This window comes from Streptomyces geranii (assembly GCF_002954775.1).
In the GTDB taxonomy this organism is placed as follows: Bacteria; Actinomycetota; Actinomycetes; order Streptomycetales; family Streptomycetaceae; genus Streptomyces; species Streptomyces geranii.
In genome coordinates, this window is sequence record NZ_PJME01000015.1 from 114,448 (window position 1) to 136,626 (window position 22,179).

Sequence of the window (22,179 nt, forward strand, 5' to 3'; positions counted from 1 at the left end):
AGTCCTCAGTAGTCCTCGTCCGTGACGGCGGCTGCGGTCTCGGCGAGGAACGGTGCCGAGGGGGTGTCGTGCGGCGACCCGTCGTGCGCCGAGTGCTCCGTCGCCGCAGTTGTCAGCCGACGCCGGACCAGCGCCCGTACGGCTTCACGGGCCGCGCGGGTCCCGGCCGCGTCCTCCGGTGTACCGGGGGCCGGGTCGAAGCCCGGCAGCAGGACGCCGACCTCGATATGTGGCGTCGGCACCCCGGCCAGCAGCTCCGGGGCCAGCTCGCGGCGGCCCGTCCACAGGTCGTTCTGCCTGGTGAGGGGCACGCGGTGCGGGTCGCCGCCGTTCACGTGGACCTCCGCGACGAGCTGTGCCCCCGCCAGCGGTGCCGTGCTGTGGGCGACCACCTCGACCTCGATCCGCCGCCGGGCGCCGAGTGCCCGCGCCGTCCAGGCCACCGCGTCCTCGGCCGCGTCGACGAAGCCGGGCGGGTAGCGGCGCCAGTCGTTGGTGCCGTGGCCCCTGGCGATCAACCGGCCGCCCGCGCCCAGCTGTTCGCCCGCTGCGAGGGCGTAGGCGCGGTCGGGATGTGTGAAGAGCGTGGCAGGGGCTGTCGGCGGACCACCGGTCGGGCCCTGCCGGTACAGGGAGGTACGGAGTTCACGCAGGGCCGGGCCGTCCAGGCCCGCCGTGTCCGCCGCGTCGTCGATCAGGCGCAGGACGCTCTCCAAATGGCGTGCTGTGTGCGTCTGTTGAGCCTCTCCACGCCACCACCTGATCAGCGGGTCCAGGGCTTCCTGGTGCTCCACGATCAGTTCGGACGCGCGGTCGTCGCCCTCGTCACCGTCGAACAGCTGCTGGCAGTGGTGGGTGAGCGCGGCCAACTCCAGTCCCAGCAAGGCCGGTTCGAGGGTCGGTATCCCGTCCGGGTACGAGGCCGGCCACCAGCGGGCCGCCCAGTGGCCGAGGGCGAGGCGGGCCGAGCCGCCGGTGAGGGCGGTCGGGTGCGCTGTCACCCGTACGCCGGTCGGACCCGTATCCGTGTCCGCGCAGTCGTGGACGGCCGCGGCGACGCCCTCCCCGTACACCACCCACAGCCACTGCTGGGCCCGCCCCGGATCGTCGATCTCCGCCGAGGGCAGGCCGACGGAGTCATCCGGAACCGGCCAGGTCAGTACCGCACCCGCCACCTCAAGGACCGCCCGAGTGAAGTCCCGTTCCACCGGGGCCGGTTCACCGACCGGCACGACCCGGACCGTACCGTCCCCGCCCCGCGCGACCCGCACTTCCACGCCCGCCCCCGCCATCACGCGCTCCTCGTCCCGGCCGCCCCGACCGCAGGCGCGGTGCCCGTCGACAGGGTGCGCAGGGCCGAGCGGACCCGGGCGCGGTGGTCCATCATCACCGAGCGGGCGACCCCGTCGAGCACCGTCCAGGCCGACGCGAGGTCGGGCAGGGGTGCGTCGCGGACGTCGCGGCCGTGCAGGCGTACCCACAGGCGCCGCATGTAGGCGGCCCACGGCGTACGGAGGTCCTGGGCGAGGGCGTCCAGGACGCCGCCGCCGTCCGGATCCGGGTGCGGGGAGACCGTCATCCGGCGGGCGCGCAGCACCGAAGCCTCGCGCTGCCAGCGGCTGTTGACGACGCGATGGGCTGCCGTGCGGCCCGTCGTACCCCCGGTGCCCAGCGGGTCGAGGCCCGCCGCGAGCCGGCCGCCGAGGACGACGGCGACGCGCAGGCTCTCGTCGTACAGGCCGAGCGGGGCGCAGCTGCGGCCGGTCTCGCGGGCGACGAGTTCCGGCACCGTCGGGAGTTCGTCCCGGTGGGCCGAGGACTGGAGGACGACGAAGAGCCGCTCGAAGAGGGTGCGGTCGAGCGGCGCGGGCAGGGTGGCCGTCGATGCGCCCCGGCCGACCTCCGGACGCGGCGGTGTCCGCCGGCCGGTCAGGCCCAGGTGGGTCGGCAGGTCGTCGCGGCCCCAGACGCCGGGCGTGTCCGCCCACAGGGCCCGGCCGAACAGGGCGCCGTGGCCCGCCTCGACCATGGCGGTGTACGAGGGTGCGCCGTCGGCCGGGCCCGGTGCGCCGCAGGCGTCCAGGGCCTCGGCGGCGTGTGCGGCGAGCGTCGCCGTCGAGGCCGCGTCGGAGGTCGCCGGGGGGCGGTGCGCCCAGCCGGTGGCCAGGTCCCCGTCGAGCCGGAGGCGTCGCGCGGCGTCGGCCAGGTGGTTCTTGAGGGCGTCCACCGTGCGTCCGCCGGGGGTGTCCGCCACCTCCTCGACCACGTCCCTGGCCGTCACGTCGGCGTCGGCCGCGGGCGCCCCGTGTTCGGTGGCCAGCTCGAAGCAGCGCTGGAAGTACAGGTCCTGGGGGTTGCCCGCGACGATGCCCAGCGCCCGGCGGGCCTTCTTGAGCAACGTGAACCACTGTGCCGTCGCCGTGAGACGCGCGCCCGAGTCCCGGACCAGCCCGTCGAGACGCGCGGCCTGCGCCGGTTCGAGGAAGTCCGCCGCGAGTTCGGGACGCAGCGCCGGGCGGACGATCAGCGGCAGCACGATCAGCTTGACCGTCCGGGTCAGCGGCGCCCCGCCGGGACCGCTGAGCGGCTCAAGGCCGGGTCCGAGGCCGCGCCAGGCACGGTCGATGACCAGGGCGCGCGGTCGGCGCTCACCGGTCGGCTGGCTGATGGACGGCATGCCAGGAGCGTACGCCGCGCGTATTTCGGACCGGACCGGCGGCCGGACCTGCGGCCGAACCTGGGATCGGTAGGCGTCACCGGCCACCTACCGTCCAGATCGTCATCGTCGGATGAGGGAATCGAAAGGGGAACCAGTCATGGGACTCTTCGGGCGGCGCAAGAGCCGTGAGGAGAAGGCGGCCGAGATCGCGGGCAAGGTGGCGAGCGGCAAGGGCTTCTACGGCCGGACCACGCGCGCGTTCCTCGGCCAGGAGGACTTCGCCAAGGTGCAGCAGTCGATCGGCGCCTACAACTCCGGCCTGGATGTTCAGCAGTTGCTGGCCGCCGGGGTGCCGACCGTACCGGCCGTCGTCGTGTCGATCGGCGACACCGGCAAGCTGATCAACTACGACCCGGTGGTCGACCTGGACCTCCAGCTCACCGGCACCGCCGAGCGGATCGCGCTCCAGACCATCGTCTCGAAGCTTCGGATTCCGCGTACGGGCGACCAGGTGCTGCTGATCGCCGACCCCGCCCGCCCCGGTGCCTACCTCTACGCCGGTGACGGTGTGGCGACGGACCGGCCGGACGCCTGAGATGACGGACGGGCCGGGCAGCTCGGAGGGCGCGGAGCCGACTCGGGTGGACCGGGTCGGTGCGGCGGGCGCCGTGCTCCTCTACACCAGCGCCGCGGGGATGTGCGTATGGGGACCGGTGTTGCTGGGGTTCACCGTCTTCACCGACGCCTCGATGCTGGTCCCAGGCATCCTGGTCACCGTGCTCTGCCTGCCCCTCGGCATCGCCCTCTGGTGCTTCGCCAGTGTGGAGCGGGAGCACAACCGGCTGCTGGACACGGTCGGGGTGCCGGCTGCGGGCGAGATCACCGACCTGAGCACCTGGTCGGACGGGGATGACTCCGGGATCGCGGTCGCCCTGCGGATCAGCGGACCGGGATTCACCGCGTTCGACGCGACCTGGAAGCGCTCGCCGGACGCCGGCCTGCGGGTGGGCCTGCGCATCGCGGTCGTCGTCGACCCGACCCGGCGCCTGTACCGCATCGAGACCCGGTGAACACACACCACATGTACGACGCGCACGACCTGCTGCAGCTGTGGTGGACGGTCCCCGCAGGACTGGCGCTTCTCGGCTACGCCCTCTCCCTCGCCGGACTGACCCCGGCCCGGCGGGCCGTCTGGACCACGGCCCGGATCGTCTCGGTGGAGCAGCCCGCGCACGGCGCCTCCAAGTACCCCGGCATACCGGTCACGGTCGCCTTCCCGCACCCGGCCGGCGGGCCGGACGTCGTCCTCCCGAACACCGGCAAGCACGGTCATACGTTCACGGAGGCGTGGGTGGGCCGCGAGGTGGCGGTACGTCATCCGCGCGGGCGCCCCGACCGGTTCCGTGTCGTGCTCGACACCGTCCCCGACCGGAGCGGCCGGGGTACTCCCAACTGCGCGGTCGCCCTGCTCCTCGTCGGGCTGGTCGTCCACGCGACCGTCCTGTGGGGATACCCGTGGGCGCTGCTCGGGTTCGGGGCGCTGCTCACCGTGTTCACCGCGACGGGCGCCGACCTGCGCAACGTACGTCTCCGTGCCGCCCTGCTGGCCGACGGCGTCGCCGTGGCCGTACCGGCGCGGGTCGTGGCCGTCACCAGGGACGTCCACACCGACGGCGAGGGCGAGGAGATCGTCAACCACGCCCCCGTCATCGTCTTCACCACCGCCGAGGGCATCCGGATGACCGTGCTGTGCCGCGAGGGCGTCCCCAAGCCCCGCAGCTCACTGGGCCGCGACCTGACCATCCACTACGCGCCCGCCGCCCCAAGGGTCTACACCCCGGACCTGGCGGCCGAGCACCGCGACAACGAGGGGACACTCGGCGTCGTCGTCCTCGTGCTGATCGCCGGGGTGGCGGCGACGGTCACCGGCGCGACCCTGCTCTGGCGGCAGTGACCAGTGACCGTCGACGGAGGCTTTCCGCTCCCGAGCCCCTACTTGACGATCCGATAGGCCCGCTGGATCGTCTGCTTCAGCGTGTTCCCGTCCTTGTCCGTGAGCGTCACCCGCAGCGACACCGTGCCCGCCTTCGCCGGGTGGCGCAGGTCGAGGTGCTTGCCTGCGACCGCCTTCGCCGGCTGCCAGGTGCGGCCGTCGTCGTAGGAGACGGAGAAGGCCAGCTTGCGGGCGGTGCTCGCGGTGGCCGCGCCCTCGACCGTGAAGGGCACCGAGAACCTCGTACCCGCCTTGGCCGTGCTCGCCGCGCTCAGCTTGGGCGAGAAGCGGACCACCGACAGCGGCAGCCGCTGCCCGACCCCCGTGACGTGCGCGGAGGTGAAGGTCCACTCGGCGGCGACCCGGGTGGAGACCGACGAGAGGGAGGTGGGGCGGGAGACGTCCGTGGTCAGGCGGTAGGCGCGCTTGGCGGCGGGGAGGTCGTACGAGACGCCGGACAGGTCCGTGTCCGTGGCGAAGATCTTCGTGCCGCCCGCGTACAGGGTGCTCCTGGCCCTGCTGTGGCTGGAGTCGCCGACATGCCCGGCGCCGTCCGAGAAGAGCGGAAGGTACGCCATGAAGGTGTCACCGACCCGGACCGCACCCGGCCGGTCCTCGTTGCCGGTCAGCGGGCCCGTGAGGTGCGGGCCGAAGACGCCGGTGTTGAAGCGCTCGGTGTACTGCCTGCCCGCGCTGTACGTACGGGGGTTCGCGGTCCACTGACCGGCGTCGTACACGGTCTCGCCGTCCGCGTCCGTGCCGCTCGTCTGCCAGAGGGAGTACCGCCACTGCACGCCCGGCAGGACGTACTCGGTGAGGTTGGCGGGCAGGGCGAACTCGGTCGGGTGGAAGTCGAGCCAGAAGCCGCCCCCGGGTACGAGGGGCGCGGCGACGAGCGACCCCTTCTTGCCCTTGACGGACGCACCGGCGGGGATGCCGATCTTGGCGAACTGCGAGCGCTTCAGGTTCATGGTGAAGCCGGACAGGTCGCCGGTACGGTTCATCGCCGGCCGGTAGTTCGTACTGCCGTGCGTCCAGGTGCCGTTGTACTGCGCGAACGCCTCGTTCCCGGGCAGCCGGGCGCCGAACTGCCCGACCCGCAGCTTGGCGAAGCTGCCCAGGTCGTACGTGCTGACGCTCCGCTGCCGGTCGATGGCGAAGCCGTAGTTGAGGGTGGCGTCGGTCTGCCTGGCCTTGGCGTCCGGCACGGTGATCCGGACCGGCTTGGCCTTGCGGGCGTCCATGACGAGGGTGGTGTCACGGGTGAGCGAGAACTTCGGGTTGAGGAGGAGGGCCAGCTCACCGGCGTCGGGGTTCGCGCCCGTGTCGATCCGGCCTTCGAGGCTGTACCGGCCCCTGGGCAGCCGCACGGTGAACTCGCCGTCCGTGTCGTCCGCGTAGTCGTTCCAGATCTCGTTGTCGAGCCCCTGCACCCCGGTCTCCGACCGCCCGGTGGGCTTCCCGTCGAGGCCGAGGTGCTTGACCGTCAGGTCGTACGACTCGACCTCGCGCTGCAGGCCCACACCGGTCCGTACGGTCGTGCCGGCGCCGTCCGTCGCGACGACCGAGCCGCCGAAGCCGCCGTCGGCCGTGCCCGCGCTGCTGTCGGCGGTGACCTGCGCGGTCGCCGTACCGCCCGCCGGGACGGTGAGCCGCTTCGGCGAGACCTCGAACATGCCCTCGGCGGCGGGCTTCCCGTCCTCGCCGTACGCCTCGGTGGTGAGGTCGAGGGTGAGGGGGCTGTCTCCGTCGTTGCGGTAGGTGACGTCCTTGGTGACGGGCTTGTCGTCGGTGTGCGGCCACTGCTGGGCCGGGAAGCCGACGGTCGCGGGCGTCGTGCTGAGCCGCTGGTCGAGCGCGCGGACGATGTCCGTACGTCCCGTGCCCTGCGCGAACGCCGAGACGCCGACCGTCGGCTTGGCGGACCCGGTGAGGGCGGCCTTGAGGCGCTCGCCGGTCCAGTCGGGGTGGCGCTGGGCGAGGATCGCGGCGGCGCCCGCGACATGCGGGGTCGCCATCGACGTACCGCTCATCGAGACGTAGCCGTCGGCGGCCGGGTCGCCCTCGGTGCCCTCGGCTGCCTTCGCGGCGACGATGTCGACGCCGGGGGCGGTGATGTCCGGCTTCAGCGAACCGTCCGCCGTCGGGCCCCGGCTGGAGAAGTCGGCCATCGTGTCGTCGCGGTCCACCGCGCCCACGGTGAGCGCGGCGGCGGCGCTGCCCGGCGAACCGACGGTGCCGGCGGCCGGGCCGTCGTTCCCGGCGGCGATCACGAAGAGGGCGCCGGAGGAGGCGGACAGCTCGTTCACCGCCTGTTCGAGGGGGTCGTCACCGGGGCCGTCGGGGCCGCCGAGGCTGAGGTTGATCACCTTGGCGCCCTGGGCGACGGCCCACTGGGCACCGGCGATGATCCCGGACTCCTCGCCGTAGCCGCTGTCGTCGAGCACCTTGCCGCTGATCAGCCGGGCGCCCGGGGCGACCCCCTTGTACTTGCCCCCGGACTTCGCACCGGACCCGGCGACGGTGGAGGCGACATGCGTGCCGTGCCCGACGCGGTCGACGGTGTCGGCCGACTCGGAGAAGTTCCTGGCCGCGTCGATCCGGCCCCGCAGATCCGGGTGCGTGCCGTCGACCCCGGTGTCCAGGACGGCGACCTTGACGCCCTTGCCGTCGTACCCGGCGGCCCAGGCCTCGGGTGCGCCGATCTGGGCGGTGCTCCTGTCGAGGGCGGCCTCCACCTTCCCGTCGAGCCAGATCTTCTCGACCCGGGCCGCCGAACGCGCGGTGCCGTTGCCCCCGCTGCCGCCGGTGAGCGTCTCCCACAGCTCGGCGCCGTCGGCCTTACGGGCCTTCACCGCGTCCCCGTTGACACTGGGCAGATCCCGGCTGACCCGGGCGCCGGCGGCGGAGAACGCGCTCGGCGCGAGGGCCTGGCCCTTGGCGTACGTCACGATGAGGGGGAGGTCGGGGCGGGTGGCATCGTCGTAGCCCCACTTCACCAGCTGCGTGACCTCGAACAGCCGCCGGTCGGCGGTCCCGTTCGCGAGCAGCCGCTCGGCGTCGCGCGGGACGACGTAGGTCCGCTCCCCGTCCTGGGATATCCGGAAGGTGGTCCCTTCCCGCCCTTTGGCGGCCCGTACGCCGGTGACCTGCCCGTCGGCGTCGAGGGTGACCCGGTCCCCGGTGACGAGGGTGACCGTCCTAGCCTTCCCGAGGGCCCCGAAGGTGCCGCTTCCGGTCGGTGCGGCCTGGGATCCCGGCGCACCGAGCAGGGCTGCGGTGAGAGCGGCGGCGGTGAGCAGGGCGAGAGCGGAAGCCTCGCGTGCTCGTCTGTTGCGGTGGTTCAACGGAAACCTTTCTCTCCGGCCTTTCGGGCATGGCAAAGCGGCCCGGCCGGCGGAAAAAAGAAACAAAGGGTGGGGAGAACGCCCTGCTTTCAGGGGTGCTCAGACGAGCCGCTTACGCCCCCAGAAGAAAAGGAACACCACGATCCCGGCGGTCAGCGCGAACAAAATCGACGCCCCGAACCACTGCATGCCGTTCATCTGCGACATCGGCAGATAATCCACCGACCACCCGACGACCCCCTCTTTCTTCAGGCACAACTCCCGCGCCTGATCACTCGCCGAGCCCGAACACGTACTCCACCCGAGAAGATCTCCGCTCGCCGTCAGATACGAATCGTCGAGCTGATAGGCATTTCCGGGCAGCGACGGGAACGAGTTCTCCGCCATGACCCCCTTGTTCGTCGTGACGGTGATGATGTTGCCGAGCGACAGGACGCAGGACGACCAGACGATCTCGACGACGACGAGGAACCCGAAGGTCACCACCATCGCCATCAGCGTCCGCCGCAGCACCACACCGATCGCCACACCGGCGACCACGGAGAACAGGGTGAGCGCGACCGGCACCGGCCCGGTCGTGTCGAAGGCGGAGCTGGACGTCCAGTCCATGACCGTGATCTCGGACTTGACCGGGCTCCACCACCAGTCGAACACCGCCGACAGCGTGACCGTGACGACCACGATCACCAGCGCGGTGAGCCCCAGCTTGGTGGCCAGCCAGCGGGTCCGGCTCATGGACTGGGCGGCGACGAGCTTGGCGGTGCCGTTCTCCAGGTCGCCCGCGAGGAGCGGGGCGCCGAGGAAGACACCGAGCAGGATGGGTATCGCCTGGAGACCGGTGGAGGCGGCCATCATGGCGTTCTGGTAGTCCGCGAACCCCTCGTTCGTGTTGTCGACGCCGGTGCCGGGATAGCCGATGCCGTCGAGGAAGTCGACCATCTGTCCGCGCTGGTAGACCATCCAGGCCACGGAGAGCACGGCAGCGCCGAGGATCGTCCAGTACGCGGCCCGGTGCTGGCGCCAGACCAGCCAGGTCATCCCGCCGAGGCGGGGCCGGCGGGTGGCCTCCGTGGTGATCGTGTCCATGGTCCCGTTCCTGCTGTCGTTCGTGGTCGGGGTATCGGTGAAGGTGCTCATGCCGCCACCGCCCCGGCGCCGTGCGCCTGACCATGGCCCTGGACCTGGGCGGTCGGGGTGATCAGCGGCGGTGCCTCGGGTGAGCGGAGATAGGCGAGCAACAGTTCCTCCATGTTCGGGGCGTCCGTCTCCCAGGGACCGGTGACCGGGCCCTCGGGGCGGATCAGCGCGGTGAACTGGCGTCCGCTGGTGCGGGCCTCGACGAGGGTGTGGTGACCGAGGGCGGCGGGCATTCCCTCGCCCTCCTTCGCGCCGGTGACCAGGGTGTGCACGGACATCAGCTCGTCCACGTCACCGGCGAGCCGCACCCCGCCGCCGGAGACGACGACCAGGTAGTCGCACACGTTCTCCAGCTCGGCGAGGACGTGCGTCGACATCAGTACGGTGGTGCCGCGCTCGGCGGCCTCAGCGAGGAGGGTGCCCATCAGCTCGTGGCGCACGACCGGGTCGAGGTCCGACATCGGCTCGTCGAGGAGCAGCAGCTCGGGGCGCTTGCCGAAGGCGAGGGCGATGGCGACGCGGGTGCGCTGGCCGCCGGACAGGGTGTTGATCTTCGCCTCGAAGGGGACGTTGCCCGCGCGGACGATCTCCTCGGCGGCGCGCTGGTCCCAGCCGGGGTTCAGCTCGCGCCCCAGCCGCAGGGTCTCCGCCACGGTGAAGCGCTTGAACAGCGGCTTCTCCTGGGCGAGGAACGCCGTACGCCTGCCGGACTCCACCGAGCCCGGCGCCTCGCCGAACAGGCTGATCGAACCGTGCGTCGGCTCCAGGACGTGCGCCGCGATGCTCAGCAGCGTGGTCTTGCCCGCCCCGTTGGGTCCGACCAGCCCGCAGATCCGGCCGGCCGGCAGCCGGAAGGAGCAGTCCCGCAGCGCCCAGCCCCGCCGGTAACGCATCCCCAGGCCGTACGCCTCCAGCGCCGGCTCCCCCGTGTACATACCGTCACTCACTTGCACTCCTAGTTGTCGTGGCCCCCGTGGCCCCCGTGGCCGTCGTGGACTCCAAGGCCCCCGTGGACCCCGCGGACTCCGTGACCCCCGTCACCGGCGCGCTCCCGGCGCCGAACTGCTTCTCCATCGCCGCCGCGACCAGCGCGGCCACGTGCTCCTGCCCCAGACCGGCCCCGGCCGCCTTCGACATCCACGCCGCCAGCTCCCCGTACAGCGGGGAATCGGTGCCCGCCGAGGGGCGGGCCAGCGTGCGGCGTACGAAGGTGCCCTGGCCCGGTCGCGGTTCGACCAGGCCCTCACGCTCCAGCTCGCGGTACGCCTTGAGGGTGGTGTTGGGGTTGACCGCGCTGACCTCGGCGACCTCCTTGGCGGTCGGCAGCCGGTCTCCCGGCACCAGGACGCCCAGCCGCATGGCCTGCTTGGTCTGCTGCACGATCTGCTGGAAGGCGGGGACCCCGCTCCGCCTGTCGATACGGAACTCCATCGATCACCACCACCCCTCCATCATCATTCCACTACTTGATTAGTGGAATGATGATGGAGGGGTCCGAGGGCGGTTGTCAACGTCGACAGAGTTGTTCGGAGTGACCGGAGGGGCTTCTTGGACAACGATCCGGTGGTCAGCCTGGGTCCAGAGCTGGAAAACCCCCCACCGTCCGACGGCGATCCGCCCCACCGAAAGAGCCTCCGGAGTGAACCAAGATCTCTCTGTACCCGAGCACCCCTCCGTACTCGTGATCGACGACGAGTCCGGCACTTCCGACATGCTGGTCATGGCCCTGCGATTCCTCGGCTTCGACGCCCACCTCGTGGCGACGGGTGCCGGGACGGTCGCCGAGATCCAGCGGCTGAGCCCCGACGCCGTACTGCTGGACGGCACCGAGATCTGCGGACGGCTCCGCGCCGCCGGCCTCGACACGCCGGTGATCTTCCTCAGCGCCCGTACGACCGTCGAGGACAAGTGCCACGCCCTGGCGGCGGGCGGCGACGACTACGTCACCAAGCCCTTCGACCTCACCGAGGTCAGCGCCCGCATCCGGGCCCTGATCCGGCGGGCCCGGGGCGCCGTCCGCCCCGCACCCCTGTCCTCGCGCCGGCTGTGCGCGGCGGGGGTCGAGCTGGACGCGGGCACCCGGGAGGTGTGGTGCCACGGCACGGCCGTACCCCTGTCGGCGACCGAGTTCGCGCTGCTCAAGGTGTTGCTGGAGAACGCCGGCCAGGTGATCTCGAAGGCGCACATCCTGGACACGGTGTGGAACTACGGCTTCCAGGGCGAGTCGGGGGTCGTCGAGACATACGTCTACTACCTGCGACGCAAGCTGGGCGACTCGGGCCAGTCGCTGATCCGCACGGTGCGCGGCGCGGGCTACATCGTGCACGCGGACTGAACGGAAGCAGTAAGGAAAAGGGGGTTCGCCGGTCGCTGTGTGCGACCGGCGGAACCCCTTTTCCTGTCTCCCCGCTCGGGCTCGTAGCTCGGGCTCGTACGGGTCTAGCCGATGTTGAGCGTGTAGGTGCCCCAGTTCTTCTGCCCGTTCGCCGGGACCACGCGCGGCTCCCAGCGCCAGCCCGTGCTGGGCTTCTGGTGGTGGAACTCGACCGAGCGGCCGGCCGTCCACCAGTAGTCCGCGGCCGTGGTGCAGCCCTTCGGCGGGATCTCCCAGAACCGGGAGCCGCCCCAGTCGCCGTGCTGGTTCTCGCCGACGAAGTAGAACTTGACCGTCTCGGTCGACCCGCTGCAGACCCGCAGCTGAAGGTACTTGCCGCCGTCGGCGGAGGCCGTCGCGGGCATCGCCACGGCACCGACGAGCGCGGCACCGGCGAGAACGCCCAAGGTGACTTTCCGCTTGATCCTGATGCGCTTCATGGAGCAACCGCCGTTTCTTTCATTTCTTTTTCTGGGGGGGGTGGGGGTGGAGGACGCGGAATTCAGCTGCGGCAGTGGGCGCCTATTTCCGCCTGGGTCATCGGAGCGTCGTTGGGAACGCTGAATCCGGCCTTCTGGTTGTCCCAGCCCGACTCGGTGTAGTTGTAGACGTACCAGTCGAAGTGACCCCAGTGCCGGTTCTTGAACTGGATCTCGTACCAGCCGGTGGCCTTCTGCTTCGGGCTGCCCCGGTCGATCCACGCCTTGTGGTGGGACTGGACGTTCACCTTGGACTCGACCGTGTCGGTGTGGCTGCGCTCCCAGGTGTGGTTGTAGCTGGTCTCGACGGCGACCTCGAACACCTTCGCGAAGCCGGCGGTGGCGGTGATGGCGACACCGACGGAGTCGGAGGAACCGACCGTCTCGGACGAGCCCACCGTCAGCTCGTTCGTCTGCGAGCCGCAGTTGTACACGGTGCCGACCCGGTGGGTCGGGCCGGTGTACTCCTCGAAGCTCTGCGGGTGGAACTTGCAGAAGCTGGTGGTGACGCCACAGGCTTCCAGCAGTTCACGGGTGGTCGGCTGGTCGGCGGCACTGGCCGCCGGCGCCGCGAGCAGAGTGGTGCCGACCGCGAGAGCGGCGAGCACCCCGGCGGTACGGGGCAGACCCTTCTTGGACACGAGCCTGCGAGCTGCGAATGCCATTGCTCATTTCCTTCCGGAGAGCGGATTCCGGTGGAAGCCCCACCGGCTGCGCCCATTCCACAGGCGCGGCCGGTCCGGTTGATCAATGCGCGATCAGAGAGCGCCCCAGAGTTTCCTGGGGGGTTCATCAGAGCCGGATCAGAGCGCACCGGCCCTTCCGCCCCGGAAACCTGATTTCCGGCCAAGTACGCCGCATCCGACCGGTCCCCCGCGTTGTTGCGGACGGTCGTTCGAGTGGCGGGGCTGACCTGAGGGTCCGGTGGGGAAGGCCGGGTCCGTGGGGGTGGTCGGGAAGGGTGCCGGCGGGGGTGGTGCGGGCCGGAATTCCGGGCCGAGGGGCGGGTTACGTGCCTATACACGAATTACCGGGCGGTACAACCGATATGGCGTAATCCACTCAGGCCAGAACCTCGCTCTGTCACCATCAACGCCACCGTAGAACCAACCGTAGAACCAGGGGTCCGGAACGCGGCGGGGGGCGTGCCATGGGACTGCTAGGCAATGAGCTGGCGTTCGCGCAGTCGCTGACCGCCCAGGAGCGCGAGGGCGTGCTGGCCCTCGGCAACCCGAAGCACTTCGGGGCGGGCACCCACCTCCTCACCGAGGGGGACCGTTCCAGCCACGTACTGATCCTCCTCAAGGGATGGGTGACCGTCTCCGTCGCGACGGACCGGGGGGCCACCCGGCTCATACTCGGGCTGCGCGGACCCGGTGAACTCCTCGGCGAGATGGCCGCGTTGGACCCGCATCCGCGCAGCGCCACCGTCCGCGCGCTCGGGCCGACGGACGCCCAGGTCATACCGGGCGACGCCTTCCGCCGGTTCCTCGCCGAGCACCCCCGGGTCAGCGGGCTGGTGATCCGCCAGCTCACCTTCCGGCTCCGCAGCGCCGACCAGGAGCGGTCCGCGCTCGCCTCCCTCACCGTCCTGCAGCGGCTGGCCGGCCGGCTCGCCGAACTCTCCGGGTCCGGCGGCGCACCGCCCCGCAGCCCGTACGCCCCCTCCGGTTCCTCCGTGGTCCAGCTCGCCCAGGACGAGCTGGCCGCCAGCATCGGCGCCACCCGGGAAGCCGTCGCGAAGAGCCTGCGGCTGCTGCGCACCCAGCACATCGTGCGGACCGGCAACCGGGTCGTGGAGATCCTCGACCCCGAACTCCTCGCCCTCCTCGCCGACGGACACGCGGACGGCCACGGGGACGGTCGGCACCCGTAAATCCCCGGCCCGCCGTGTGTAAACGGCTACAGACGGCCTCCGTCCCTGGCCCGACCCTGAAGGGGCGACCCGCAAGAACCGAACGACAACCGAACAGCCGCAACCGGACAGCGACGACTGAGCAGCACGGCACACAGCACCAGGTACCAGGTACCAAGCACAGCACCAAAAAAAGGGGGCACGGGGTGGACGACCGCGACGTCATGGATCTCGCCGATCTCGCCGAAGCGCGCTACGAGTCGGTGATCAGTGTCGACGCCCGGCGGTCCGGGGAGTACGACGACATCGACAAGCCGCGGATGCGCGAGCGGATCTACCGGATCGTCGAGACCGCCTTCGCGCACGCCAAGGTGGCCCGGGACGCCGTGCACATGGAGGACCGCGGCGACGGCGTACTGCTGTCGGTGGCCGCGCGGATCCCGGCGTCCCGGCTGCTCGGGCTGTGGACGGTCGAGCTGCACGAGAACCTGCGCTACGAGAACCGCGCCCTGCGGGTGCCGCTGGGGCTGCGGATCGGTGTGCACGTCGGTCCGGTACGGCACGACGCGCGCGGCATCAGCGGACGCGCCGTCGACCTGGCCTGCCGTCTCGCCGACTCCGCCACCGCCCGTGAACTCCTCGACGCCGAGGGCGCCGACCTCGTCCTGGTGGCCTCCGACTCGCTGTACGAGGACGTGGTGCGCGGCGGCGGCAAGTTCATCGAGCCGGAGCGGTACACCTCGGCCCGCCTCACCCTCAAGGAGGGTGAGACGACGGCCTGGTTCCACCTGCCGGGCCGAGCCGCCACGACCCCGGCCGCCGGTCCCACGGCCACCCCTCCCCGTACGCCCGCCCCGGCCCCCGCCCCCGCGCCCGCGCCCGCCCCGGCCGAGGGCTCCGGCAGGACCTACTCCGCCGGGCGCGACATCTCCGTGATCGAGGGCGGCACCTTCCGGGACCTACGCATCGGCGGTGGCGAGAAGTGAGCGACGACGACCAGCAGCCGGACGACGCCCCCGAAACCCCCGGCCACGACCAGCCCGAGAACAAGGAGGGGGAGGGGGACAGGGAGAAGGCGCGGGAGAAGGACGGCGGTTCGCGGGACGACAAGGAGGCCGAGAAGGAGAAGGAGAAGGAACGCGAACTCGCCGCCTCGCGGTTCAAGGAGTACACCCGCGCCCCCTTCGCCGAGGAGGAGGGCGAGAACGCCCCCACCGACCTCGCCGCCGCCTCCCGTACCCGCCGCGCCACCCGGACCGTGTTCGAGGCCGGCCGGGACCTGACCAGCGTCGACCGTTCCTTCATCAGCAGCGCCCACTTCGGCGACATCTTCCTCGGCACGGACACCCGGCTGCGCGGCCCCGCCCTGCGCAGCGGCCCCGTACCCGAGGAGGAGCTGCGCAGGCTCCGCCGGGCGCACGTCGCCCCCGACGGCTACGTCCGCCTGCGCAAGGCCCTGCGCGCCCGCGGCCTGCTGGTGCTCGGCGCCGCCCCCGGCACCGGCCGTACGAGCACGGCGATCTCCCTGCTCGCGGAGGTCGCCGCCGGTTCGGGGGTACGCCGGGTCGACCCGGACGGCGGGATACGGCAACTGGCGGCCCAGCTGGGCGACGGCGAGGAGTTCCCGGGCGGCACCGGCTATCTGCTGGAGCTGTCGCTCACCCGTCCCGGCGTACTGCCCCCGGACGAGCTGGACCTCGACGAACTGGCCACCGCCCTGACCCGCTGCGAGGCCTACGCGGTCCTCGTCGTGACCGTCGGCTCGGCGGCGGGCCCGCTCCTCGCCGGCCGCTACGGCATGCTCTGCCCGCCCGCGCCCACCCAGCAACTGCTCACCACCCGGCTCCGCGAACGCCTGGAGGAACGGCTGGCGGAGGACCGCCCCCGGGGGGAGCACCAGGAACCCGGGGAGTCCGAGGAGTCCGGCGAGGCCGAGGAGTCCGGCGAGGCCGAGGAGTCCGGGGAACCCGGGGAGCCCGGGGAGTCCGAGGGGCCCGGGGAGTCCGAGGGGCCCGGGGAGTCCGAGGGGCCCGGGGAGTCCGAGGGGCCCGGGGAGTCCGAGGGGCCCGGGGAGTCCGGGGAGTCCGGGGAGTCCGGGGGGCCAGAAGAGCCCGCAGAGTCTGCCGCTGCCGCCCCCGAAGACGCCCCGGGCCTCGCCGACACCTCCGACACCCTCGATATCCCCGCCGCCCCCAACACCTCCGCCGCCTCCAACACCTCCGCTGCCTCCGCCGCCTCCAACACCTCCGCTGCCTCCGCCACCTCCGCCACCTCCGCCGCCTCCGCCGCCTCCAACACCTCCGCTGCCTCCGCCACCTCCGCCACCTCCGCCGCCTCCGCCGCCTCCGATATCTCCGCCGCCCCCGACATCGATCAACTCCTCTCCCGCGCCCAGGAGTTGGCCAAGCAGGCCGAGGTCATGGACGCCGTCGGGCTGGACGACCTGCGGCCCGCCGAGGCCGAACTGCTCGCCTCCCTGCTGGCCGACCGGCTGCTCGGCGAGCTGTCGTACGAGCAGTTGCTGGCCGGCTGTCGCAGTCTCGCCGCCGAGCAGGCGCAGGAGTGGTTCGCCGGGGTGGACCGGGCGCTCACCGCGCCGGCGGGCGGCACCGGCGGCGGGCGTGAGGACGAGGGGGACAACCGGCGGACGGGTACCGCCGCGCTGTTCCATCCCGTGGCCTTCCGGATCGCGCTCGCCGTGCTCGGCGGGGCCTCGCACAGTGCGGTGGCCTCCGCCGCCCATCTGCTGACCTGGGAACTGTCCGTCCAGTGCGACCCCGACCACACCCCCGCCCGGCCCCTGTTCTGCGACGACCCGGAGGCCGACCAGGCGCTCTCGCGTGCCGAACTCGTCGACGGCGAGGTCGAGGTGGCCGGGGCGGAGGTCGCGGCCCGGCTGATCAGGTACCGGGGCGGCGCCCTGCCCTCGGCGGTGCTGGCCGAGCTGTGGGACCGACATTTCCCCGTGCGGGCGCCCGTCGTGCGCTGGCTGCGGCTGCTGGCCGACGACCAGCGGCCCCAGGTGTGGGTGCGGGCGGCGGTCGCGGCCGGGGAACTGTGCGTGCGGGACTTCGACCACGGGTTCGCCGAGCTGATCCGGCCGCTCGCCGAGGGCACCGCCCACCGCAGGCTGTTCGCGGCCACCATGCTCGACCAGGCCGCCGGTCACGCCTCGCACCGCAGGGCCGTACGGAAACTGGTCGAGGACTGGAGCCGGTCCGCGGTCTGGACGCACCGCTCGACAGCGGCGGCGGCGCTGGGTTTCGGGACCTGCGCGGACAGCACCGACGACGCCCTGGACGCGCTGGCCCGGATCGGCGTCCGCGAGGACTCGGCGCAGTCGCTGCGGGCCGCCGCCGCGTTCAACGCCGTACGGCTGCTGGCGCTGCCGGACAGCGGGCGGGCCGTGCGGGTGCTGCGGCGGACGGCGGACTGGACCCGGCACAAGGGCGAGGCCTACCAGACCCTCGGGCTCGCGGTGGCGGTCTGGCTCGCCGAGAGCCGGGTGGACAAGCTGCTGATCGACGAGGCGGGGCCCGGGCTCGTCGAGCGCGGCGACTGGCCGCTGGCGCTCGCGCTGGCCGCGACCCGGCCCGAACTGGCCGCGCCCATCGCGGACTTGCTGTGGACGGCGCTGAACACGGCCCGTTCGAGGGAGGTCGCGACGGACGCGCTGGAGCGCATGCTGCGCACCGCCGTGCGCAAGAACGGCGACGAATGGACCCGGCCGGGGCTGGCGGAGCTGCTGCCCGCGCTGGCCGCCGAGGAGACCGACCGGCGGCGGCTGGACTGGCTGCTGCGCCGAATGATGAACGACCAGGACGACCCGCTCCCCGATGCCCGCGCGCGCTCCCTGTGGTGGCTCGCCGTGGGCCGACGGACCCGGAGCGGCCAGGAGGAGAGAAGCCATGGCTGACAACGACGAGGCGTGGGGGGCGGGGCAGCGGCCGGGGGCGCGTGAACCCGCCGGGGGACCGGCGGGCCCGTTCCTGCGGGAGTATCCGCCGAACGCCGTCCAGCCGCAGGTCAGCGCGCAGACGGCGCTGGTGCGGTTCTACCGGAACGGCGGCCACAGCGTGCTCACCGTGACCGGTGCCCGGCATGTGGACAAGCCGGTGCTGGCCCGGCCGCACGTGGTCTGCGAGATCGCGCTCGGCACCTTCGAGACGACGCTGGAGATGGAGCTGCCCGCCGCGGGCGGCACCAGCTTCTTCAAGGCGCAGGTGGACATCCACTGGACGGTGGACGATCCGCACCTGGCCGCCGTGGAGATCGTGACCGACGTCGCCAAACGGCTCACCGCGCCGGTCCTGGAGCGGCTGCACGAGGTCACCTCGACCTTCCAGGTGCACGAGGCCGAGCAGGCGAACCGGGCGATCACCCGGGAGTGCGCGGGCGGACGCTGGAGCGACCTGGGCACCGAACTCGGCCTGAAGGTAAGGCTGTACGTCCGGCTGCGCGTCGACGACCGGTCGATCGAGTACATGAACGGCATCCGGGACGCGCAGGCCTCGGCGGAGCTGACCCGGGTGCACCAGGACCGGTTCCGGGCCATGCTGCAGGGCGGCGAGCTGGAGCAGCTGACGTACATGCTGGCGGCGGAACCGACGGCGGCGAAGGACTTCCTGGAGAAGATCCGCCAGGAGGGCCGGCAGGACGAACGGGAGCGCGTGGACCGCCTGTTCGACATGGTCGAGAGCGGCCAGATCCAGTCGAACGACGTGGAGGCCCAGGCCCTCGCCCTGCTGAACCGAGGCCGACTGGGCGGCGTCCAGGGCCCGATCGGCGCACTCCCGGCCCGCAGGAACGGCCACACCCCGCAACTGCCCCCCTCAGACGCCGAGCCCTTCACCCCGGACTGGCTCACGCAAGACACCCCACCAACCCGCAGACGCCCACAGAGCGACGGCTGGGACTGGGCAGACGGAAACGACGACGGAGCAGACGACCGAGGCAGGGGCACCGACGGGGGAAGGGACCGGGACCGGCGATGAGCGGGGGCGGGGGGAACGGGGGCGAGGGGAACGGGGGGTTCGGGGAGCCCTGGAGGATCGGGGAACCCGGGGAGCCCCGCACGACCGGGGGCTCCGGGGAACCCGGCACTACCGGGGACTCCCGCAGGGCCGTGACGACCCGGAGGGCCGGAGGGTCCGGCGAGCCCCAGAGGGCCGGGGAGTACCGGAGGACCGGGGACTCCGGGGAACCCGGCACGGCCGGGAACTCCCGGAGGACCGTGACCACCCGGAGGGCCGGAGGGTCCGGCGAGCCCCGCAGGACCGAGGGGCCCGGGGAACCCCGGAGGACCGGCGGGCCCGGGGCAACCCGGACCGCTCCGCGACAGGTCGGGCCCGGGTCGGACGGGGGTCGGTGCGGGCTCGGCCGTTTTGGGGAGGGGGTGGGGGAGCGCGTTGTCGAGCGGCTGCTCGGGACCGTCCGGGAGGATCTCGGGCGGGCCGACTCGAAGGCGGCTGTGCTGCTGTCGGGGACGCTCGCGCTGCCCGCCTTCCTCATCGGCTGGCAGGGCGCCCCGGGCTGGCGCGGGCCCGCCGACGTGACGCTCGTGCTGGCCGGGGTGCTCTGGGGGATCTCGGTGACCGCGCTGGTCGCGGCGCTGATGCCGCGTACCGGCACGGTCCGGGACGGGTCCGACGAGGTCACGTACTTCGGGGATCTGGTGGGCGCCCGCCGCGATCTCGCGGGGCTCGCCGACCGGGTCGCGGAGGCGGGGCGGGACCCGGCGGGCTGGCTGCTCGTCCAGGCCGTCGACGTCAGCGCGATCCTCTCCGCCAAGTACCGGGCGATCCGCTGGGGCGTGGGCTCGCTCGCCCCCTCGGCCGCGCTCGCGCTGGCCTGGAGCATGACGGCCCGCTGAGTGCGCGAAAAGGCCCGAAGTGGCCGCGAAATTCACCCATTAAGGCGTATCGGCGCGCGGGCCGCAACCGGTGCGCGCCCGGTGGCGACGATCCAGGAATACCGAGGAACGGAAACAGGGGACGGCCGTGGGACGAGTCAACGGAGTACGTGAGACAAGAGGGGGCGGGGCGCGCAGGGTCGCCCTCGCCGTGCTGGGCGCCACCGCGGTGTTCCTGTCCCAGTCGGCGCCCGCCGCGCCGCACCCCGGCGCGGACGCCGTGCCGGCGGCGGAGTCCGAACCCGCCTTCCCGGCCGTCAACTACGCGGTCGCGGTGGACGAGTCGGCGAGCCTCGCGGACGCGGACATGGCCGCCGAGAAGGCCGCCGCCGCGCGTATCGCGCTGGGTGACGTGTCCTCGTCGTCCCAGGTGACGGTCTTCGGGTTCGCCGCCGCCGAGGCCGCCGGGCAGAACGCCGTGGACCCGGTGTGCCCGCGCACCACGCTGGACGCGGCGGGCCGCGAGACGGTCGGCGCCTGCGTCGGCAAGCTGCGCAAGCGTAAGGACGGCGAGGGCACCGGCACCGACTTCCCGAGCGCGATCCGCCAGGGCGTGCACGAACTCACCCGCCAGACCGACCCGTCGGCACCCAGGGTGCTGTTCCTGCTCACCGACGGAAAGCTGGAGGTCGAGGACAGCCCCAAGTACGGCGATCCCGCACACCGGAAGGCCGAGGGCGAACGGCAGTTGACGCTCGCGCTCGCGGACGCCGCCGAACAGGGCGTGCAGATCTGGCCGTTGGGCTTCGGCGCGCAGCCGGACAAGGCGCAGCTCGACCGGATCGCCGCCGGCGGCTACCAGAAGGGCTGCGTCGCACTGCCCTCCGCGAAGCCGAAGGCGGAACTCGTCGGCGGCGCCGAGAAGGTCGGCACCACCCTGGAGCGGATCTTCGCCGCCGCCCACTGCATGCGCCACGAGAAGGGCCCCACCCCCCAACCCCCGCCCGCCACAATGAAGATCGGCATCTCCCCGCTGGCCACCGTCGGCAGCATCGTCGTCGACAAGGGCGACCCGAAGGTCCGGATCACCTACACCGACCCGGCCGGTCACGAGGTCCCCACCGACGGGACCCGCAACGGCTCCCGCTTCGAACTCGCGGGCGGCACCGGCACGGTGGAGGCGCTGAAGGTCACCGACCCGCTGCCCGGCGTGTGGACGGTGCACGCCGAGGCCCCGGAGGGACACCGCTCACTGCCCGTCGCGGTCAGCGTGCTGTGGCAGGGCGAACTCGGCGGCGCCATCAGCATGGACCCGCCCTCCCCGCGCGCCGGGGACGAGGTCACGGTGACCATGCGGGTGCAGACCCGCGAGGGCTACCAGATCAAGGACCCCGACGACTACGCAGGACTCCGCGTCCGCAGCGAACTGACCGGCGACGGTTTCGACGCCCGCGCCCTCGACCTCACCGACGACGGCAGGGGCAAGGACGCCAAGGCGAGCGACGGCTCGTTCACCGGCACCGTCACCGTCCCGGCGGACGCGGCGGGTGCGCTGAAGGTGAGCGCCACGCTGACCGCGACCGGCCTGAGCGCCGACACCCGCAGCGAGAGCGGCACGGTCGCCCCCGGCGAACTGCCCGTCACCACCGCCCTCGACCTGCCCGCCGCCGGCACCCACCCCGGCGGCAAGGTCACCGGCACGCTGTCCGTGCACAACACGAGCGACACCCCGCACACCCTCAAACTGTCCGTCACCGACCTCAAGCCGGGCCTGGTCACCGTCACCCCGTCCGAACTCACCCTGGATCCCGACGAGTCGGGCACCCACAAGGTGACCGTCGAGGTCGCGCCCGCCGCCGTCTTCGGCGACCGCCTCACCGACGACGGCCTGTCGCTCGCGGGCGACATCACCGTCGTCGACACCACCGACGGTGACCTCACCCTCGTACAGTCCGCGCTGTCGGTGAAGGTGACGCCGGAGCCGGGCATCTGGGACCGCTACTGGTGGGCCTTCCTGGCCGCCGCCGTCGTACTCGCACTGGCCGTCGCGGCCGTCCTCGCCTGGCTGCGCCAGCGCCGCGCCCGCCGGGACCCGCACGGCCTGGTCCTGCTGCTCCTCGACGATCAGGGCCAGCAGCTGCCCGGCGAGCACAAGGCCGGTCACGGACACAAGCAGTGGTACGAGTTCGGCGTCGCGGAGGCCCACCTGAGCCCCCGTATCGAGCGCCGCGCGCACGGCCCGTACGCGGTCCGGCGCAACCCCAACGGCGGTGCGGTGCTGCGCCGCAGGGACGGCGGCCGGACCCCGCTGTCGGCGGCGATCCCGGTCCAGCTGACCGAGGGACTGAGCCTGGCCCTCGGCGAGGAGGACATCAAAAGCCGTAAGCGGAAGCCGAGTTCACCCACCGACACCGGTCCCGCAGCCGAGAGCGACCTCGGCGGGCAGAGCGGCGCGAGCGCCTACGACTACCTGTGACACCGCTG

The 22,179-nt window shown here is 72.4% G+C and carries 18 protein-coding genes; 10 read left to right on the top strand and 8 right to left on the bottom strand.

Features of this window, described 5'->3' with window-relative positions:
- Positions 1 to 5 precede the first annotated feature (5 nt).
- Together CW359_RS21420 and CW359_RS21425 are read right to left on the bottom strand one after the other, a co-directional pair.
- Positions 6 to 1,292 carry a hypothetical protein gene (locus tag CW359_RS21420; RefSeq protein WP_105971683.1) on the bottom strand — a complete coding sequence of 429 codons (1,287 nt, stop codon included), beginning with the start codon at positions 1,290 to 1,292 and terminating at the stop codon, positions 6 to 8.
- Complete coding sequence (locus CW359_RS21425) at positions 1,292 to 2,677, bottom strand: hypothetical protein (protein WP_105971684.1); 1,386 nt, start codon at positions 2,675 to 2,677, stop codon at positions 1,292 to 1,294. Before CW359_RS21425 ends, CW359_RS21420 begins: the two co-directional genes overlap by 1 nt.
- Positions 2,678 to 2,816: 139 nt before the next feature.
- Here CW359_RS21425 and CW359_RS21430 point away from each other — a divergent pair, with 139 nt between their 5' ends.
- Genes CW359_RS21430 through CW359_RS21440 form a run of 3 tightly spaced genes read left to right on the top strand, consistent with a single transcriptional unit; the run spans position 2,817 to position 4,613 of the window.
- Positions 2,817 to 3,254, top strand: a complete 438-nt coding sequence (locus CW359_RS21430) for a hypothetical protein (protein WP_105971685.1) — start codon at positions 2,817 to 2,819, stop codon at positions 3,252 to 3,254.
- A 1-nt stretch (position 3,255) separates the two neighbouring features.
- Positions 3,256 to 3,729 carry a hypothetical protein gene (locus CW359_RS21435; protein ID WP_105971686.1) on the top strand — a complete coding sequence of 158 codons (474 nt, stop codon included), beginning with the start codon at positions 3,256 to 3,258 and terminating at the stop codon, positions 3,727 to 3,729.
- The gene (locus CW359_RS21440; RefSeq protein ID WP_232838506.1) at positions 3,726 to 4,613 is read left to right on the top strand and encodes a DUF3592 domain-containing protein; all 888 of its coding nucleotides are present in this window, start codon (positions 3,726 to 3,728) and stop codon (positions 4,611 to 4,613) included. Before CW359_RS21435 ends, CW359_RS21440 begins: the two co-directional genes overlap by 4 nt.
- A gap of 38 nt (positions 4,614 to 4,651) precedes the next feature.
- On the opposite strand, the gene CW359_RS21445 is transcribed toward CW359_RS21440, so the two are convergent.
- The 4 genes from CW359_RS21445 to CW359_RS21460 all read right to left on the bottom strand — a co-directional run bounded on the left by CW359_RS21445 (position 4,652) and on the right by CW359_RS21460 (position 10,567).
- The gene (locus CW359_RS21445) at positions 4,652 to 7,999 is read right to left on the bottom strand and encodes a S8 family peptidase (RefSeq protein WP_105971687.1); all 3,348 of its coding nucleotides are present in this window, start codon (positions 7,997 to 7,999) and stop codon (positions 4,652 to 4,654) included.
- 99 nt (positions 8,000 to 8,098) lie between these two features.
- On the bottom strand, positions 8,099 to 9,136 hold the full coding sequence (locus CW359_RS21450; protein ID WP_105971688.1) for an ABC transporter permease subunit: 1,038 nt from the start codon (positions 9,134 to 9,136) through the stop codon (positions 8,099 to 8,101).
- The gene (locus tag CW359_RS21455) at positions 9,133 to 10,071 is read right to left on the bottom strand and encodes an ABC transporter ATP-binding protein (protein ID WP_105971689.1); all 939 of its coding nucleotides are present in this window, start codon (positions 10,069 to 10,071) and stop codon (positions 9,133 to 9,135) included. The genes CW359_RS21450 and CW359_RS21455 overlap by 4 nt, the downstream gene beginning before the upstream one ends.
- A gap of 4 nt (positions 10,072 to 10,075) precedes the next feature.
- Complete coding sequence (locus CW359_RS21460; RefSeq protein WP_105971690.1) at positions 10,076 to 10,567, bottom strand: GntR family transcriptional regulator; 492 nt, start codon at positions 10,565 to 10,567, stop codon at positions 10,076 to 10,078.
- A gap of 208 nt (positions 10,568 to 10,775) precedes the next feature.
- Between CW359_RS21460 and CW359_RS21465 the strand changes: the two genes are divergently transcribed.
- Positions 10,776 to 11,471: a response regulator transcription factor gene (locus tag CW359_RS21465; protein WP_198655322.1), complete on the top strand. Its 696-nt coding sequence runs from the start codon at positions 10,776 to 10,778 to the stop codon at positions 11,469 to 11,471.
- Between the two features lie 104 nt (positions 11,472 to 11,575).
- Here the strand turns inward: CW359_RS21465 and CW359_RS21470 are convergent, their stop codons facing one another.
- Both CW359_RS21470 and CW359_RS21475 read right to left on the bottom strand, forming a co-directional pair.
- Complete coding sequence (locus CW359_RS21470; RefSeq protein ID WP_105971691.1) at positions 11,576 to 11,950, bottom strand: hypothetical protein; 375 nt, start codon at positions 11,948 to 11,950, stop codon at positions 11,576 to 11,578.
- Between the two features lie 62 nt (positions 11,951 to 12,012).
- On the bottom strand, positions 12,013 to 12,654 hold the full coding sequence (locus tag CW359_RS21475; RefSeq protein ID WP_105971692.1) for a hypothetical protein: 642 nt from the start codon (positions 12,652 to 12,654) through the stop codon (positions 12,013 to 12,015).
- 485 nt (positions 12,655 to 13,139) lie between these two features.
- Between CW359_RS21475 and CW359_RS21480 the strand changes: the two genes are divergently transcribed.
- From CW359_RS21480 to CW359_RS21515, 6 genes are all read left to right on the top strand, one after another.
- On the top strand, positions 13,140 to 13,865 hold the full coding sequence (locus tag CW359_RS21480) for a Crp/Fnr family transcriptional regulator (RefSeq protein ID WP_105971693.1): 726 nt from the start codon (positions 13,140 to 13,142) through the stop codon (positions 13,863 to 13,865).
- A gap of 185 nt (positions 13,866 to 14,050) precedes the next feature.
- Positions 14,051 to 14,830, top strand: coding sequence for a hypothetical protein (locus CW359_RS21485; RefSeq protein ID WP_232838507.1), 780 nt, complete (start codon positions 14,051 to 14,053; stop codon positions 14,828 to 14,830).
- Positions 14,827 to 17,760: a hypothetical protein gene (locus CW359_RS46600; protein ID WP_232838508.1), complete on the top strand. Its 2,934-nt coding sequence runs from the start codon at positions 14,827 to 14,829 to the stop codon at positions 17,758 to 17,760. The genes CW359_RS21485 and CW359_RS46600 overlap by 4 nt, the downstream gene beginning before the upstream one ends.
- Positions 17,753 to 18,838, top strand: coding sequence for a hypothetical protein (locus CW359_RS46605; RefSeq protein WP_105971694.1), 1,086 nt, complete (start codon positions 17,753 to 17,755; stop codon positions 18,836 to 18,838). Before CW359_RS46600 ends, CW359_RS46605 begins: the two co-directional genes overlap by 8 nt.
- Before the next feature lie 401 nt (positions 18,839 to 19,239).
- On the top strand, positions 19,240 to 19,716 hold the full coding sequence (locus CW359_RS46610) for a Pycsar system effector family protein (RefSeq protein WP_105971695.1): 477 nt from the start codon (positions 19,240 to 19,242) through the stop codon (positions 19,714 to 19,716).
- A 127-nt stretch (positions 19,717 to 19,843) separates the two neighbouring features.
- Entirely contained in the window at positions 19,844 to 22,171 is a 2,328-nt protein-coding gene (locus CW359_RS21515) for a VWA domain-containing protein (RefSeq protein ID WP_107503115.1), read from the top strand.
- Positions 22,172 to 22,179 lie beyond the last annotated feature (8 nt).